Origin of the sequence: Paraburkholderia sp. BL23I1N1, assembly GCF_003610295.1 — a bacterium.
GTDB lineage: Bacteria > Pseudomonadota > Gammaproteobacteria > Burkholderiales > Burkholderiaceae > Paraburkholderia.
In genome coordinates this window covers 1,045,439-1,060,705 of the sequence record NZ_RAPV01000002.1, presented here as the reverse complement: position 1 = coordinate 1,060,705, position 15,267 = coordinate 1,045,439, and the positions used below count along the sequence as shown (strand labels likewise).

The 15,267-nt window shown below is 62.6% G+C and carries 13 protein-coding genes and 1 pseudogene; 10 read left to right on the top strand and 4 right to left on the bottom strand.

The window, feature by feature from the left end; all coding sequences use genetic code 11:
* Nucleotides 1–83 precede the first annotated feature (83 nt).
* The 4 genes from tldD (at nt 84) to B0G76_RS37395 (ending at nt 3,903) form a co-directional block, all read left to right on the top strand.
* Nucleotides 84–1,550: a metalloprotease TldD gene (tldD, locus tag B0G76_RS37410; protein ID WP_120297726.1), complete on the top strand. Its 1,467-nt coding sequence runs from the start codon at nt 84–86 to the stop codon at nt 1,548–1,550.
* Between the two features lie 404 nt (nt 1,551–1,954).
* Nucleotides 1,955–3,028 (top strand): 3-deoxy-7-phosphoheptulonate synthase AroG, encoded by a 1,074-nt coding sequence (gene aroG, locus B0G76_RS37405; RefSeq protein ID WP_120297725.1) that lies wholly within the window; start codon nt 1,955–1,957, stop codon nt 3,026–3,028.
* 200 nt (nt 3,029–3,228) lie between these two features.
* A complete protein-coding gene (locus B0G76_RS37400; protein ID WP_120297724.1) occupies nt 3,229–3,567 on the top strand; it encodes a type II toxin-antitoxin system RelE/ParE family toxin in 339 nt (112 codons plus the stop codon).
* A 3-nt stretch (nt 3,568–3,570) separates the two neighbouring features.
* Nucleotides 3,571–3,903: a helix-turn-helix domain-containing protein gene (locus tag B0G76_RS37395; RefSeq protein WP_120297723.1), complete on the top strand. Its 333-nt coding sequence runs from the start codon at nt 3,571–3,573 to the stop codon at nt 3,901–3,903.
* 55 nt (nt 3,904–3,958) lie between these two features.
* Here B0G76_RS37395 and hmpA read toward each other — a convergent pair whose 3' ends face one another.
* Both hmpA and B0G76_RS37385 read right to left on the bottom strand, forming a co-directional pair.
* The gene (hmpA, locus tag B0G76_RS37390) at nt 3,959–5,164 is read right to left on the bottom strand and encodes an NO-inducible flavohemoprotein (RefSeq protein ID WP_120297722.1); all 1,206 of its coding nucleotides are present in this window, start codon (nt 5,162–5,164) and stop codon (nt 3,959–3,961) included.
* Between the two features lie 85 nt (nt 5,165–5,249).
* On the bottom strand, nt 5,250–5,819 hold the full coding sequence (locus B0G76_RS37385) for a cob(I)yrinic acid a,c-diamide adenosyltransferase (RefSeq protein WP_120297721.1): 570 nt from the start codon (nt 5,817–5,819) through the stop codon (nt 5,250–5,252).
* 272 nt (nt 5,820–6,091) lie between these two features.
* Here B0G76_RS37385 and B0G76_RS37380 point away from each other — a divergent pair.
* The 6 genes and pseudogenes from B0G76_RS37380 (at nt 6,092) to proC (ending at nt 13,409) form a co-directional block, all read left to right on the top strand.
* A pseudogene (locus B0G76_RS37380) lies at nt 6,092–7,508 on the top strand (FAD-linked oxidase C-terminal domain-containing protein).
* A gap of 99 nt (nt 7,509–7,607) precedes the next feature.
* Nucleotides 7,608–9,101: an FAD-linked oxidase C-terminal domain-containing protein gene (locus B0G76_RS37375; RefSeq protein WP_120297720.1), complete on the top strand. Its 1,494-nt coding sequence runs from the start codon at nt 7,608–7,610 to the stop codon at nt 9,099–9,101.
* Between the two features lie 270 nt (nt 9,102–9,371).
* The gene (gene glcE, locus B0G76_RS37370) at nt 9,372–10,460 is read left to right on the top strand and encodes a glycolate oxidase subunit GlcE (RefSeq protein WP_120297719.1); all 1,089 of its coding nucleotides are present in this window, start codon (nt 9,372–9,374) and stop codon (nt 10,458–10,460) included.
* Between the two features lie 8 nt (nt 10,461–10,468).
* Nucleotides 10,469–11,695, top strand: coding sequence for a glycolate oxidase subunit GlcF (gene glcF / locus B0G76_RS37365; protein WP_120297718.1), 1,227 nt, complete (start codon nt 10,469–10,471; stop codon nt 11,693–11,695).
* A 152-nt stretch (nt 11,696–11,847) separates the two neighbouring features.
* Nucleotides 11,848–12,546, top strand: a complete 699-nt coding sequence (locus B0G76_RS37360) for a YggS family pyridoxal phosphate-dependent enzyme (RefSeq protein ID WP_120297717.1) — start codon at nt 11,848–11,850, stop codon at nt 12,544–12,546.
* A gap of 47 nt (nt 12,547–12,593) precedes the next feature.
* Entirely contained in the window at nt 12,594–13,409 is an 816-nt protein-coding gene (gene proC, locus B0G76_RS37355) for a pyrroline-5-carboxylate reductase (RefSeq protein WP_120297716.1), read from the top strand.
* Between the two features lie 121 nt (nt 13,410–13,530).
* Here proC and ubiA read toward each other — a convergent pair whose 3' ends face one another.
* Both ubiA and B0G76_RS37345 read right to left on the bottom strand, forming a co-directional pair.
* Nucleotides 13,531–14,394 (bottom strand): 4-hydroxybenzoate octaprenyltransferase, encoded by an 864-nt coding sequence (ubiA, locus tag B0G76_RS37350; protein WP_120297715.1) that lies wholly within the window; start codon nt 14,392–14,394, stop codon nt 13,531–13,533.
* A 252-nt stretch (nt 14,395–14,646) separates the two neighbouring features.
* A complete protein-coding gene (locus tag B0G76_RS37345; RefSeq protein ID WP_120297714.1) occupies nt 14,647–15,135 on the bottom strand; it encodes a Dps family protein in 489 nt (162 codons plus the stop codon).
* Nucleotides 15,136–15,267: the final 132 nt, after the last annotated feature.

The window sequence follows — 15,267 nt, the reverse complement described above, 5'->3', positions numbered from 1 at the left end:
ATTGAAAGTGCGGCGCGCGTCACTCATATAGTGGTGATGCAAGCGCTAACCGAATCCTTCGTATCGAGCAGAACATACTTCGCATGAACATCATCGAACCCGGTATCCGTAATCTCGCCACCGCCAAGGACATCCTCCTGACGCCCTACGGTCTCGACGAATCCCTGCTCACCCGCACGCTCGCCGAAATCTTCACGCACAAGATCGACTACGCCGACCTGTACTTCCAGTACACGCGCAGCGAAGCGTGGAGTCTCGAGGAAGGCATCGTGAAGTCGGGCAGCTTCAGTATCGACCAGGGTGTCGGCGTGCGCGCCGTGTCAGGCGACCGCACGGCCTTCGCCTATTCGGACGACCTGTCGCCCGAAGCGATCCGTCAGGCGGCGCTCGCCACCCGTTCGATTGCCAAGGCGGGCGGCGGCAAGCAGAAGATCAAGGTGGCCACGTCGCTGACCGGCATTGCCGGGCGCGATCTGTACCTGCCTGCCGATCCGCTGCACTCGCTCGACGCGACCGCCAAGGTCAAGCTGCTCGAGCGCATCGAACAGATCGCGCGCGGCCGCGATCCGCGCATCCAGCAAGTCATGGCGGGCCTCGCCGGTGAATACGACGTGGTGCTGGTCGCGCGCAGCGACGGCGGCTTTGCGGCCGATATCCGGCCGCTCGTGCGCGTGTCGGTCACGGTGATCGCCGAGCAGAATGGCCGCCGCGAAATCGGCAGCGGCGGCGGCGGTGGCCGCTTCGACTATGGCTATTTCACTGACGAAGTACTGTCGAGCTATGTCGACGACGCTGTGCATGCGGCGCTGGTGAACCTCGACGCCCGTCCGGCTCCGGCCGGCGCGATGTCTGTGGTACTTGGACCGGGCTGGCCCGGCGTGCTGCTGCACGAAGCGATCGGCCACGGCCTCGAAGGCGACTTCAACCGCAAGGGATCGTCGGCGTTCGCGGGTCAAATCGGCGAGCGGGTTGCGGCGAAGGGCGTGACGGTGGTCGACGACGGCACGCTGCCGAATCGCCGCGGCTCGTTGAATATCGACGACGAAGGCAATCCGACCCAGTGCACGACGCTGATCGAAGACGGTATTCTGAAGGGTTACATCCAGGACACGCTGAACGCGCGCCTGATGAAAATGCCGGTCACGGGTAACGCGCGCCGCGAATCGTACGCCGCCCTGCCGATGCCGCGTATGACCAACACGTACATGCTCAACGGCGACAAAGACCCGCAAGAAATCATCGCGTCCGTGAAGAGCGGCTTGTACGCGGTGAACTTCGGTGGCGGCCAGGTCGACATCACGAACGGCAAGTTCGTGTTCTCGGCCTCCGAGGCGTACATGATCGAAAACGGCAAGATCACCTACCCGGTCAAGGGCGCGACGCTGGTCGGCAGCGGCCCGGAATCGCTCAAGTACGTCAGCATGATCGGCAACGACATGAAGCTCGATTCGGGCGTTGGCGTATGTGGCAAGGAAGGCCAGAGCGTGCCGGTGGGCGTCGGTCAGCCGACGCTGCGCATCGACCGGATGACGGTGGGCGGCACGGCCTGATTGAGATGTAGACGCATACTTCGTGCATACAATGCTCTAAGTATGCGGATTTACCGCATTTTTAACCCCTACAGCTTGTCAGCCGAGCTTGCACGGGTTATAAAGTCACTCACCCTTTTTGACCAGCGACCTATTTCGCCATGTCCGCCAAGTTTTACTTTTACTTTTTTTGGCATCTCAGACCGCTGGCGGATCGAGAGGGGTGTTAGTGCACGCAAGACACCCAGAATTCACGAAAACCGCCAGCTAGCCTGGCGGTTTTTTTTTCGCCTCACGCCTTTGAACCTTTTGCCGTTGAAATCTTTTTGATTGTTGTCCGCCCTGGCATCGCTGCCTGATTGCTGTCCGATCGCAGCCTTCGTTGCCCGCGCGAACACGCTACGACCCGATTCAGGAGAACAAGCATGCCCCCGCACAACACCGACGATGTCCGTATCCGCGAATTGAAAGAACTCACGCCGCCCGCTCACCTGATCCGCGAATTCGCGTGCGACGAAACGGTGTCGGACGTGATCTACAACTCGCGCAACGCAATGCATCGCATCCTGCACGGCATGGAAGACCGTCTGATCGTCATCATCGGACCGTGCTCGATTCACGATACGAAGGCGGCGATGGAATACGCCGGGCGTCTCGTCGGACAGCGCAAGCGCTTCGCCGGCGAGCTCGAAATCGTGATGCGGGTGTACTTCGAAAAGCCGCGTACGACGGTGGGCTGGAAGGGTCTCATCAACGACCCGCACATGGACAACAGCTTCAAGATCAACGACGGCCTGCGCACCGCGCGCGAGTTGCTGCTGCGTATCAACGAACTCGGGCTGCCGGCCGGGACCGAATACCTCGACATGATCAGCCCGCAGTACATCGCCGATCTGATCTCGTGGGGTGCAATCGGCGCGCGCACGACCGAATCGCAAGTGCATCGCGAACTGGCGTCGGGACTGTCGTGCCCGGTCGGCTTCAAGAACGGCACGGACGGCAACGTCAAGATCGCCGTCGACGCGATCAAGGCCGCATCGCAACCGCACCATTTCCTGTCCGTCACAAAGGGCGGCCACTCGGCGATCGTCTCGACCGCCGGCAATGAGGACTGCCACATCATCCTGCGCGGCGGCAAGACGCCGAACTACGATGCCGACAGCGTCAATGCGGCGTGTGCCGACATCGGCAAGGCAGGTCTCGCGGCGCGTCTGATGATCGACGCGAGCCACGCGAACAGCTCGAAGAAGCACGAGAACCAGATTCCGGTGTGCGCGGACATCGGCCGCCAGATTGCTTCGGGCGACGAACGGATTGTCGGCGTGATGGTGGAATCGCACCTGATCGCGGGCCGCCAGGATCTGCAGGAAGGCTGCGCGCTGACGTACGGCCAGAGCATCACCGATGCCTGCATCGGCTGGGACGAAAGTGTCGCCGTGCTGGAGGGTCTCGCTGAAGCAGTCAAGCAACGGCGTGTGACGCGCGGCAGCGGCAATTAAATTCCGCTTCGCGCACGTGCGCGATTGCTATAGCAGCTTCATCGAAAAACCCGGCTCGACGAGCCGGGTTTTTTTTATTAGCCGAACGGACGAATGGTGCTTCACGCGCCGCCTCTGTACCGTAACAACTCGTTGCCGGGTCGAATGGGACTTGACCGGGTTGAGAGTCGCGTATAAGATTTTGTACATGAAAGGCGGCTATGGAGCAGGAAAAAGAAATTCGCTGGATGGGCTCCAGCTATCACGATTTACTCGCCTTTCCCGAAGAGCCGCGTCGCCGGGCCGGATTTCAGCTTGGCAAGATTCAGGCAGGACTAGACCCCGACGACTGGAAGCCCTTTGATTGGATCGGCGCTGGAACGCGCGAGTTTCGCATCAGAGAAGCTGACGGCATTTACCGCGTGATGTATGTCACCAAGTTCGTGGAAGCGCTTTATGTGCTGCATTGTTTCCAGAAGAAAACCCAGAAGCCAGGGCCGCAGGATAGAAAGATTGCCGAGATGCGGTACCGCGCCATCATTAATGACAGGAAAACTTAACAAATGACGATCGACACGAAAATCCGTCACGTAACCAGGCCCGGCGCAAACCTGTTCCTCGAACTCGGTTTTTCCGCCGAAGAGGCGAAGCGCTTGCACGCCGCGTCGCAAAAACAGATCAACGACACGCGGCTGCTCAAGGAGCAATTGATGACCGAGCTGTCCAGCTGGATCGAACAGCATCATCTGAAGCAGGCCGAGGCAGCCGAGATTCTGATGGTGTCGCGTCCGCGCGTGTCAGACGTGGTCAACAAGAAGACCACCAAGTTCACGATCGACACCCTGGTCGAAATGATGAGCCGGATCGGCAAACCGGTCACGCTGGCGATTGGGTAAGACGCACGGCACGCCTTCGTGTGCATTCACTCGTAGCTCGCCATGCGCCCTTGTTTCACTGCACCGCGCCTGAACCGAACACTTCGGTGTGAATTCGCGCCGCATCGACCCCAAGCGAGGCCAATGCGTCGCATTGCGCGCGCATGAACGGCACCGGCCCGCAGATGTAGTAATCGGCATCGGAAACCATCACCTTGCCGGCGATTTTCGCGAGGTCGAGGCGGCCTTCGAAATCGTAGTCCACGCCGGCGCGATCACTCGCCTCAATGGCTTCGTAGAACACCGCGCGCGTAACGTTGGGATGCGCTGCGACCGTATCGTTGAGCCACTGCCGGAACGCATGCACACGGCCATTGCGGCAGGCATGCACGAAGGTCACGCTGCGCTCGCTCCGGTCGGCGAGCAACGTGGACAGCATCGAGGTCATCGGCGTCACGCCCACGCCGCCGCTTATCAGCACCACGGGCGTCGTCTTCTTGCGGTCCAGCGTGAAATCGCCCGTGGGTGCGCTGACGTGCACCACCGTGCCCACTTCCACACCGGCGTGCAGAAGGTTCGATACATGGCCTGGCGCCATATCTTCGCCGCCAGCCTCGCGCTTCACCGAAATACGCAGCCAGTTTCCGTTCGGTGCATCCGACAAGCTGTACTGCCGCGGCTGATCTACGCCGAGTTCATCCACGAAACGCTTCACGCTCAGATATTGGCCGGGCTCGAAGCCGCAGGCCGGCGAACCATCGGCGGGCGTCAGATAGAACGACGTGATTTCATCGCTCTCCACTTCCTTGCGCGCAACCTTGAACGGCCGGAAGCCACTCCACGCGGCGCCTTCGTAGAGCTTGACCTCCGTGCCGATGAAGATATTCGCGAGCTGCCCATAAGCGGCTTCCCATGCGCCAAGCGTCTCCTGATCGACCGCATCGCCAAGCACATCAACGATTGCACCCAACAGATGCCGGCCCACGATCGGATACTGCTCCGGCCGGATATTCAGACTCACGTGCTTGTGAGCGATTCGCGAAACGGTCGGGCCCAGCGCGCCGAGGTTGTCGATATTGGCGGCATACGCATACACCGCCTTCGCGAGCGTTTCCGGCTGATTGCCGCTCTTCTGGTGAGTCTGGTTGAACACGTTCTTCAACTCAGGATGATGCGCGAACATGCGCTTGTAGAAGTGTTTGGTGATGGTTGTGCCGTGTACGGCGAGCACGGGCACGGTGGCTTTGACGCGGGCGATCTGGTCGGCGGTGAGCGTGGTCATAACTACTTCTCCTTAAAGATGCATTTACAATACATTTTTAAAGACAAGTTTTGACCCGGGCAGATTGTCGCACCGCTTGAAGGAGCTAAAACGCGGGGTTAGCCGGCGCGCTACGATCGTGCTGCCACAGCACGTCGCTGCCGCCGTCCGCGCGATTAAGCACGCGTGCGAGCACGAACAGCAGGTCGGACAAACGGTTCACATACTGGCGCGGCGCCTCGTTGATCGCCTCGCTTTCACCCAGCGCGACGATCGACCGCTCGGCGCGCCGGCACACCGTACGGCACACGTGCGCTACCGCGGCCGCGCGCGAGCCCGCCGGAAGAATGAATTCCTTCAAGGGCGGCAGGGCAGCGTTGTAGTCGGCCAGCCAGTCGTCGAGCTGGCCGAGCTGTTTGTCGGTGATCATCGTGTGACCGGGGATGCAAAGCTCACCGCCGAGATCGAACAGATCATGCTGAATCGCAACCAGCGCCGCCCGCACGGTGTCAGGCAGCGTTTCGCACAGCAACACGCCGAGGTTCGAGTTCAGTTCATCGACGTCGCCGATCGCGGCAATGCGCGCGCTGTCTTTGCGCACGCGGCGGCCGTCGCCGAGACCGGTGGTGCCGTCGTCGCCCGTACGAGTGGCGATCTTGCTCAAGCGGTTGCCCATGATGTCTCCCATGCATTCATTCAGTGACGATGCGTCAACGCGGCGCCGGTGATTCCATAAGGCGAATCGGGTTAATAAGCCACCCTATTAGCCGCCCCATTTACCACCCTATTCACCACCCTATTCACCACCGCGTTTATCCATATTGCGCGCATCGTGAGGCCACCGCCATTATAGGAGCGGCAGCCACCCCCGACGCCGGCCCACGGGCGATCGGCGTAAAATGAAGCACAAGCTGCAGAACAGCTCTGCCGCAATATCAGGAGACATGCGTGAATCATCCCGTGCCGCCGGCGCCGCTGCGCCGACCGTTTCCCGCCGAGTTGCTGAGCGCCCTCAAAGCCGCTTTCGGCGAACGCGTGTCCACGGCAGAAGCCGTGCGTACCCACCATGGCCGCGACGAATCACCCTTCGATCCCCAACTTCCCGACGCCGTCGTATTCGCGCGCAATACGGAAGACGTGCAAGCCATCGTCAAGCTGTGCGGCCAATACAACGTACCGGTCATTCCCTATGGCAACGGTTCGTCGCTCGAAGGACATCTGCTGGCGGTCCAGGGCGGCGTATCGATCGACCTGTCGGAAATGAACCGCGTGTTGTCGATCAACGCCGAAGACCTGACCGTCACCGTCGAACCCGGCATCTCGCGCAAGCAGTTGAACGAAGCGCTACGCGACACCGGCCTGTTTTTTCCCGATCGACCCGGGTGCTGACGCGAGCATCGGCGGCATGTCGGCCACGCGCGCCTCGGGCACCAATGCCGTGCGCTACGGCACGATGCGCGAAAACGTACTCGGGCTGACGGTGGTCCTCGCCGACGGCCGCGTGATCAAAACCGGCACGCGAGCGCGCAAGTCGTCGGCGGGTTACGACCTCACGCGTCTGTTCGTCGGCTCCGAGGGCACGCTCGGCGTGATGACCGAAATCACCGTCCGGCTCTATCCGCAGCCGGAAGCAGTTTCGGCCGCGGTATGCACGTTCCCATCGATGGGCGATGCGGTGCGTGCCGTCATCGAAACGATTCAGATGGGCGTGCCGATCGCCCGCGTCGAATTCGTCGACTCGCTCGCGATCCGCTCGATCAATCGCCATTCGAATCTCACGTTGCGTGAGGCGCCTACGCTCTTCTTCGAATTCCACGGCACCGAAGCCGGTGTGAAAGAGCAAGCGGAACTGGTGCAGGAGATCGCCGCGCAGAATGCCGGCGAAGGCTTCGAATGGGCGACCCGGCCGGAAGACCGCAGCCGCCTGTGGAACGCGCGCCACAACGCCTATTTCGCGATGCTGCAACTGAAGCCCGGCTGCCGCGCCGTCACGACCGATGTCTGCGTGCCGATCTCGCGTCTCGCGGAATGCGTGGTGGACACTGAGCAGGATCTGAATGCGTCGCCGCTGCCCTGCCCGATCGTCGGCCATGTGGGCGACGGCAATTTCCACGTCGCGATCCTGATCGATCCGAACAAGCCGGAGGAGCTCGTCGAAGCCGAGCGCTTGAATCATCGTATCGTGCAACGCGCGCTGCGCATGGACGGCACCTGCACCGGCGAGCACGGCGTGGGTCTGCACAAGATGAACTTCCTGCTCGAAGAACACGGCGAAGTCGCCGTCGATACGATGCGCTCCATCAAGCACGCGCTCGATCCGCGTAATCTGATGAACCCGGGCAAGATCTTTTCCTGGGCAGCTTGAGGCGTCATCAGCACCCGGTTGCGGCAGCGGCCATGCCCGCTGCCGGACAACCAGGCCAGACCGGGCACGCAGTGTGAAAGACACCAGGAGAGAAGTCATATGAACGCACCCGTCGAACTGACGGCCGAAGTTCTCGCCCAGCGCCAGCGCGAAGTCGTGCAGGCGCTGATGGCCGTGCTGCCGAACCACTGTCTGCTGTATCGCGAAGAAGACACCGTCGCCTACGACTGCGACGGCCTTGCTGCCTACCGGCGTCTGCCGCTCGCGGTCGCCTTGCCGGAGACGGAATCGCAGGTGCAGCGCATCGTGCAAATCTGTCACCGGCTCGACGTGCCGATCGTGCCGCGCGGCGCGGGCACTGGCCTGTCCGGAGGGGCGATGCCGATTCGTCACGGCGTGGTGGTGTCGCTCGCGCGCTTTCGCAAGATCGTCGAGGTCGACTCGTACGCCCGGACCGCCACGGTGCAACCGGGTGTGCGCAATCTGTCGATTTCCGAAGCCGCCGCGCCCTACGGGCTTTACTACGCGCCCGATCCGTCGTCGCAGATTGCCTGCACGATCGGCGGCAACGTCTCCGAGAATTCGGGCGGCGTGCACTGTCTCAAATACGGCCTCACCGTGCACAACGTGCTGCGCGTGCGCGCCGTGACGATGGAAGGCGAAATCGTCGAATTCGGTTCGCTCGCGCCGGACGCGCCGGGGCTCGACCTGCTCGCGGTGCTGATCGGCAGCGAAGGCATGTTCGCGATCGTCACGGAGGTCACCGTCAAGCTGATCCCGAAACCGCAGACGGCGCAGGTCATCATGGCCAGTTTCGACGACGTCGTGAAAGGCGGCGACGCGGTCGCCGGCATCATTGCGGCGGGCATCATTCCGGCCGGCTTGGAGATGATGGACAAACCGGCCACGCGCGCCGTCGAAGAGTTCGTCAACGCGGGCTACGACCTCGACGCGGCGGCAATCCTGCTGTGCGAATCGGATGGCACGCCGGAAGAAGTGGCCGACGAAATCGTCCGCATGACGGCAGTGCTGCGTGAACAGGGCGCAACCCGCATCCAGATTTCACGCTCGGAAGCCGAACGGCTGCGCTTCTGGTCCGGGCGCAAGAACGCGTTCCCGGCGGCCGGCCGCATTTCACCCGACTACTACTGCATGGACGGCACCGTGCCGCGTCGCAGTATCGGGCCGTTGCTGGCGCGCATCGAGGTCATGGAGAAGAAATATGGCTTGCGCTGCATCAACGTATTCCATGCCGGCGACGGCAATATGCACCCGCTGATCCTCTTCAACGGCAACGACCAGGACGAGTGGCACCGGGCCGAGGCGTTCGGTTGCGACATTCTCGAAACGTGCGTCGAACTGGGCGGCACGGTGACTGGCGAGCATGGCGTGGGCATCGAGAAAATCAATTCGATGTGCGTGCAGTTTTCGCCCGAAGAGCGCGATACATTCCACGCGGTCAAGCGCGCTTTTGACGCGCCGGGCTTGCTCAATCCCGACAAGGGCATTCCCACCCGCGCGCGTTGCGCAGAGTACGGCAAGATGCATGTGCGCGGCGGCTTGCTGCCGCATCCGGACTTGCCGCGGTTTTAAGACTTAAGACCGTTTGTGACGCTGCCGGCCCAAGGCGGGCACGCAGCGTCACATGGTGCAGTCGCCGCGCGGCTCCGCCTGTCCACATAGCGGCCCCCCCCACCTCACCAGCCCGCTTCCCAGCCAGCTGCTCCCGCCGACGCATCCCGCATGTCCCGCGCCCACGGCGCTTCCCGGTTCCCACCCTGATTACCCGATGCGGGTCCGCTCCGGGTTGCCAGCGAGCCGCCGCCCGGTACAATCGATCGAAACACAACGAAGCAGGACACCATGGAAGAGGACGACATCGTCGCCGTTTGGTCTGAACGCGTGCGTTCAGCCAGCGCCGAAGGGCGCACATTGCGCATCCGTGGCGGCGGCACCAAAGACTGGTACGGTCAGACGCTGGAAGGTGAGATCCTCGACACGCGCGCTTATCGCGGCATCATCGCTTACGATCCGGCCGAACTGGTTATTACGGCGCGCGCGGGCACGCCCCTGCTGGAGATCGAAGCCGCACTCGCCGAGCGCGACCAGATGCTCGCCTTCGAGCCGCCGCACTTCGGGCCGCAGGCCACCTTCGGCGGCTGCATCGCGGCGGGCATTGCCGGTCCACGGCGCCCGGCCGCCGGTGCGGCGCGCGACTTCGTGCTCGGCGCCGTCATCATGAACGGCCAGGGCCAGAAGTTGCATTTCGGCGGCCAGGTGGTGAAGAACGTCGCCGGTTATGACGTCTCCCGTTTGATGGCGGGCTCGCTCGGCACCCTTGGGCTGATCCTCGAGTTGTCTATCAAGGTGCTGCCGCTGCCGCAGGCCGAAACCACGCTCAAATTCGATATGAACGGCACGGACGCGGTCCGCAAGCTCAACGAATGGGGCGGCAGGCCGTTGCCGATCACGGCAAGCGCATGGCGTCACGGCACGCTGGCCGTGCGGATGGCCGGCGCGGAAGCCGCGGTCAAGTCGGCACGCACGGCGCTTGGCGGCGAAGTGGTCGACGCCGTCGAGGCGGAGCGCTTCTGGGCCGGCCTGCGTGAACAAACAGACTCGTTCTTTGCGGGCATCCCGCCAAAGGCCGCACTGTGGCGCCTCGCCCTGCCGTCGATCACCGAGCCGATGCAATTACCCGGCGCGCAACTGATGGAATGGGGCGGCAGCCAGCGCTGGTGGATCACTGATACCGACGCGCAAACCGTGCGGATCAGCGCGAAACAGGCCGGCGGCCACGCCACCATCTTCCGGACCGGCCACGGCTACGATCGCAGCGCCGGGGTGTTCACGCCGCTGCCCGCGCCACTGATGAAAATCCATCGGGGCCTGAAAACCGCCTTCGACCCAGCCCGCATTTTCAATCGCGGCCGTCTCTACCCCGACTTCTGAGCGACGCGATGCAAACCAACCTTGCGGACTTCATTCGCAACACGCCCGATGGCGACGAAGCCGACGCCATCCTGCGCAATTGCGTGCATTGCGGTTTCTGCACGGCGACCTGCCCGACCTATCAGATACTCGGCGACGAACTCGACGGCCCACGCGGACGCATCTATCTGATCAAGCAGATGGTGGAAGGCGCGGCGGTCACGCGCAGCACCCAGGTCCATCTGGACCGCTGCCTCACTTGCCGCAACTGCGAGACCACCTGCCCGTCCGGCGTGCAATACGGCAGGCTGGTCGAGATCGGCCGCAAGATCACCGAAGAAAAAGTCACGCGTCCGCTCGGTCAGCGAATGGTGCGCCGGCTGCTCGCGAGCTTCGTGCCGAACAGCGCGCTGTTCACGCCGACCATGCGCCTCGGTCAGCATATTCGTCCGCTCCTGCCCAAAAAACTGCGCGACAAAGTGCCCGCGCGGCAGCGTCCGCTCGAATGGCCGACCGCGAAACATCCGCGCAAAATGCTGATGCTCGCGGGCTGCGTGCAACCGTCGATGATGCCGAATGTCAACATCGCCACGGCCCGCGTGCTCGACGCGCTCGGCGTGGAAACGCTGATTGCGCCCGAAGCAGGCTGTTGCGGTGCGATCCGTCTGCACCTGGGTTACAACGACGAAGCGCTCGACGACCTGCGCGCCAACATCGACGCGTGGTGGCCGTATATCGAGCAAGGTGTGGAAGCAATCGTGATGAACGCGTCCGGCTGCGGCGCGACGGTCAAGGAATACGCGCATCTGCTGCGCAACGATCCCGCGTATGCGGAGAAGGCGCGCCGCGTGACCGAGCTGACCCGCGACGTCGCGGAGATTCTGCCGGAGTTCGAAGAGGCGCTCGTCGCCGTGACGCGCCGCCGCGCGATCCATACGGTGGCGTTCCATCCGCCGTGCACGTTGCAGCATGGTCAGCAGGTGCGCGGCAAGGTCGAACATCTGCTGACAGCCCTCGGCGTGGAAGTGCGCCTGCCGGCCGACAATCATCTTTGCTGCGGCTCGGCCGGCACTTATTCGCTGACGCAGCCCAAGCTCTCGTACGCACTGCGCGATCAGAAGCTCGAACGGCTGCAGGCGCAGGAGCCGCAGGTGATCGTGTCGGCGAACGTCGGCTGCATTGCACATCTGCAAAGCGGTACGTCCACGCCGGTCGCGCATTGGATCGAACTGGTCGAGCATATGCTGTCCGCTTGAGGTGATCGAATCTGACGCGAAGCGCGGCACGTGGTTTGCTTGACATCACCGCACGCGCTTTCACGTGTCGGGTGGCGGCATGTGACATGCATGAGGCGGTGGCGTCCGTATAATTCGATCATTGCCTTTCGCCGGACTTCCGGTTTCGCTCCATGCCCGATCTGATCCACAATCTCGAAGCGGTGCAACAGCGCATCGCCCTCGCCGCGCATCTGGCCGGACGCGACGCGCGTTCGATCACCCTGCTCGCGGTCTCGAAGACCTTCCCCGCCGAAGACGTGCGCGCCGCCCACGCAGCCGGTCAGCGCGCGTTCGGTGAGAACTACGTGCAGGAAGCCATCACCAAAATCGAAGCGCTGGCCGATCTGCGGGCAGCGCTCGAATGGCACTTCATCGGACCCTTGCAATCGAACAAGACGCGGCCGGTTGCCGAGAATTTCGACTGGGTGCATTCGGTCGACCGCCTGAAGATTGCGCAGCGGCTGTCGGAACAGCGCCCGGATAACCTGCCGCCGTTGAACGTCTGCCTGCAGATCAACATTAGCGGCGAGGCGTCGAAAAGCGGCGTGAGCATTTCCGAGGCCGTGGAAGTCGCGCAGGCAATCGCCGCGCTGCCGAAGCTGACTCTACGCGGGTTGATGGCGATTCCGGAACCGGCCGGCAGCATCGAAGAACAGCGCGTGCCGCATCGGCAACTACGCGAACTGTTCGAACGCCTGCGCAACGACGGCCTCGCACTCGATACGCTCTCCATGGGCATGTCGAGCGACCTCGAAGCCGCCGTGCTGGAAGGCGCGACGATCGTGCGCGTCGGCACTGCGATCTTCGGCGCGCGAGATTACTCTCACTGACCGTTTCGCCTCTTTGTGGGCTCTCACGGAACCTCTTTCGGAACATCATGAAAATTGCTTTTATCGGCGGTGGCAACATGGCCGCCGCGTTGATCGGCGGTCTCATCAAACGCGGCGTCGCGCCGGCTGACCTCTACGCAATCGACCCCAACGAAGACGCGCGCAAGCGCAATGAGCAGCAATTCGGCATCAAGACCGGCGCCGCCGCGGACGCCGCGCTCGCGTCGTACGACGCCGTCGTGCTGGCGGTGAAACCGCAGATTCTGAAGAGCGTCGCCGAGTCCCTGGCGACGCATCTGCAGCCCTCGCAACTGGCCATCAGCATCGTCGCGGGCATTCGCATGGATGACATGTCGCGCTGGCTGAACGGCCATGCCCGCGTCGTGCGCGTGATGCCGAATACGCCGGCGTTAATCGGCATGGGCGTAACGGGCCTCGTTGCGACCCGCAGCGTCGACGAATCCGGCCGCGCGCTTGCGTCGCAGGTGCTGGGCGCAGTCGGCGAAACCGTCTGGTTCGATGACGAAGCCAAGATCGACGCCGTCACCGCGATCTCGGGCAGTGGTCCCGCTTACGTGTTTTATTTCATCGAAGCGTTGCAAGAGGCCGCGCGCCAGCTCGGCATGGATGAAGCGCAAGGCCGCGCGCTGGCAGTCGCGACCTTCACAGGCGCGGCGCAACTGGCCGCGAACTCGGACGAGCCGCCGAGCGTGTTGCGCGAACGTGTGACCTCGAAGGGCGGCACGACGGCGGCTGCGCTGGCGTCGTTCGAGGCGAGCGGGATCAAGGACGCGATCGTACGTGGCGTGCTCGCCGCCGATGCGCGCGCCAAGGAAATGGGCGACGAGTTCGGCAAGCTGTAAGCGCGATCTGAAGCCCGCGCTCAGCAGTCAGGAGCAGCGTGACGCCGAAGGACGCACCGCCTCGAATCGCACCGGGGCGGCGTCCGACGCGCAAGAGAACGGCAGAAGAAACGCGAAAGAATTAAAACAAAGCAGCCGCGTAATGTGCGGCGATGCCGGCAAACAACGCGCCGCCCAACCAGTTGTTGTGACGGAACGCCGCGAAGCATGCCATCCGCTCGCGATTGCGGATCAGCGTGTAGTGATAGATCGCGCAGCCCACCGCCGCCGCCCATCCCAGCCAATACAACACGCCGAAGCCGAGCATGACGCCGATGCCGACATAAATTCCCAGCGTCACCGCATAGCACAGCATGATCGCCGCCACGTCGAAGCGGCCGAAGGTCAGCGCCGAGGTGCGGATGCCGATCTTGATGTCATCGTCGCGATCGACCATCGCGTATTCCGTGTCGTACGCAACCGACCAGAATACGTTGGCCAGCAGCATGACCCAGGCGAGCATCGGCACGTGATCCTGAATCGCGGCAAACGCCATCGGAATGCCGAAGCCGAACGCGATACCCAGGTATGCCTGCGGAATCGCGAAGAAACGTTTCGTGAACGGATACGAACCGGCGACGAACAGCGCCGCCACCGATAGCTCCTTGGTCAGCGTATTCAGCGGCAGGATCAGCAGAAACGCCAGCAGCGACAAACCGGCCGCCAGCGCCACTGCTTCCCATGCCTTGATCTTGCCTGACGTGATCGGACGGTTTTCCGTGCGCTTCACATAGCGATCGAAGTCGCGATCCGCGTAGTCGTTGATCGCACAACCCGCCGAGCGCATCAGCACTGTCCCCACGGTGAAGATGACCAGAAGCGGCCACGAAGGATGACCGTCGGACGCAATCCACAGCGCATTGAGCGTCGGCCACAGCAGCAGCAGGCTGCCGATCGGCTTGTCCATGCGGACGAGGCGCAGATACAGAGGAAGTCGGGCGAACATGGGCGGATTCGGTGAAGTGCAGACGGTACCGCTATTTTACGGGATGCGGGCGGTGGGTAACCTTCAGGCCGGCAGGGCTGACAGACTGAGCGGCGAAACCGCGGCAGTGTCCTGAGCTAACGCTGAATCCAGATCCGGCGCCGCAAAAAACAAAGCCTCCCGCAAAGGGAGGCTTCGTTTGTGTTGCCGTTCAACGCAACGCTCAAGCGCTGCGCTGATATCCCGGGCACAACGCCCGGAACGCCAAAGCTTTTAAGCCAGCATCGAGCGCAGCATCCACGCAGTCTTTTCGTGCGTTTGCATGCGTTGCGTCAGCAGGTCGGCGGTCGGCTCGTCGTTGGCGGCTTCGGTCGATGGGAAAATCGCACGCGCGGTACGCACCACGGCTTCCTGGCCTTCGACCAACTGGCGGATCATTTCTTCCGCTGCCGGCACGCCGTCCGCTTCCGGAATCGACGACAGCTTCGCGAATTCCTTGTAGCTGCCCGGCGCATGCACGCCCAGCGCGCGAATACGTTCAGCGATCGAATCGACCGCGAGCGACAACTCGTTGTACTGCGTTTCGAACATCAGATGCAGCGTGTTGAACATCGGACCCGTCACGTTCCAGTGGAAGTTGTGGGTCTTCAGGTACAGCGTGTAGGTGTCGGCGAGCAGTCGCGACAATCCTTCTGCAATCTTCTTGCGATCCTTGTCGCTGATCCCGATATTGACGTGTTGTACGGCTTCTTTCCTGGCCATGATGACTCCTTTGAAGAGTGATACGAACCGGTCGGCAAAGTGACAGTGCGTGACTACCAAACCCGGCACTTCGAACGCCCGCCAGTTTAGCTTAGAAAGCTGCTGCGCTCGTGTGACGCGTGGTCGCTTGCC

What these genes read in the sequence shown, in the direction of transcription:
- aroG (WP_120297725.1), top strand. Translation starts at nt 1,955, where the DNA reads ATGCCCCCGCACAACACCGACGATGTCCGTATCCGCGAATTGAAAGAA.
- B0G76_RS37400 (WP_120297724.1), top strand. Translation starts at nt 3,229, where the DNA reads ATGGAGCAGGAAAAAGAAATTCGCTGGATGGGCTCCAGCTATCACGAT.
- ubiA (WP_120297715.1), bottom strand. Translation starts at nt 14,394, where the DNA reads ATGTTCGCCCGACTTCCTCTGTATCTGCGCCTCGTCCGCATGGACAAG.
- B0G76_RS37375 (WP_120297720.1), top strand. Translation starts at nt 7,608, where the DNA reads ATGAACGCACCCGTCGAACTGACGGCCGAAGTTCTCGCCCAGCGCCAG.
- proC (WP_120297716.1), top strand. Translation starts at nt 12,594, where the DNA reads ATGAAAATTGCTTTTATCGGCGGTGGCAACATGGCCGCCGCGTTGATC.
- B0G76_RS37345 (WP_120297714.1), bottom strand. Translation starts at nt 15,135, where the DNA reads ATGGCCAGGAAAGAAGCCGTACAACACGTCAATATCGGGATCAGCGAC.
- B0G76_RS37395 (WP_120297723.1), top strand. Translation starts at nt 3,571, where the DNA reads ATGACGATCGACACGAAAATCCGTCACGTAACCAGGCCCGGCGCAAAC.
- glcF (WP_120297718.1), top strand. Translation starts at nt 10,469, where the DNA reads ATGCAAACCAACCTTGCGGACTTCATTCGCAACACGCCCGATGGCGAC.
- B0G76_RS37360 (WP_120297717.1), top strand. Translation starts at nt 11,848, where the DNA reads ATGCCCGATCTGATCCACAATCTCGAAGCGGTGCAACAGCGCATCGCC.
- glcE (WP_120297719.1), top strand. Translation starts at nt 9,372, where the DNA reads ATGGAAGAGGACGACATCGTCGCCGTTTGGTCTGAACGCGTGCGTTCA.
- B0G76_RS37385 (WP_120297721.1), bottom strand. Translation starts at nt 5,819, where the DNA reads ATGGGCAACCGCTTGAGCAAGATCGCCACTCGTACGGGCGACGACGGC.
- tldD (WP_120297726.1), top strand. Translation starts at nt 84, where the DNA reads ATGAACATCATCGAACCCGGTATCCGTAATCTCGCCACCGCCAAGGAC.
- hmpA (WP_120297722.1), bottom strand. Translation starts at nt 5,164, where the DNA reads ATGACCACGCTCACCGCCGACCAGATCGCCCGCGTCAAAGCCACCGTG.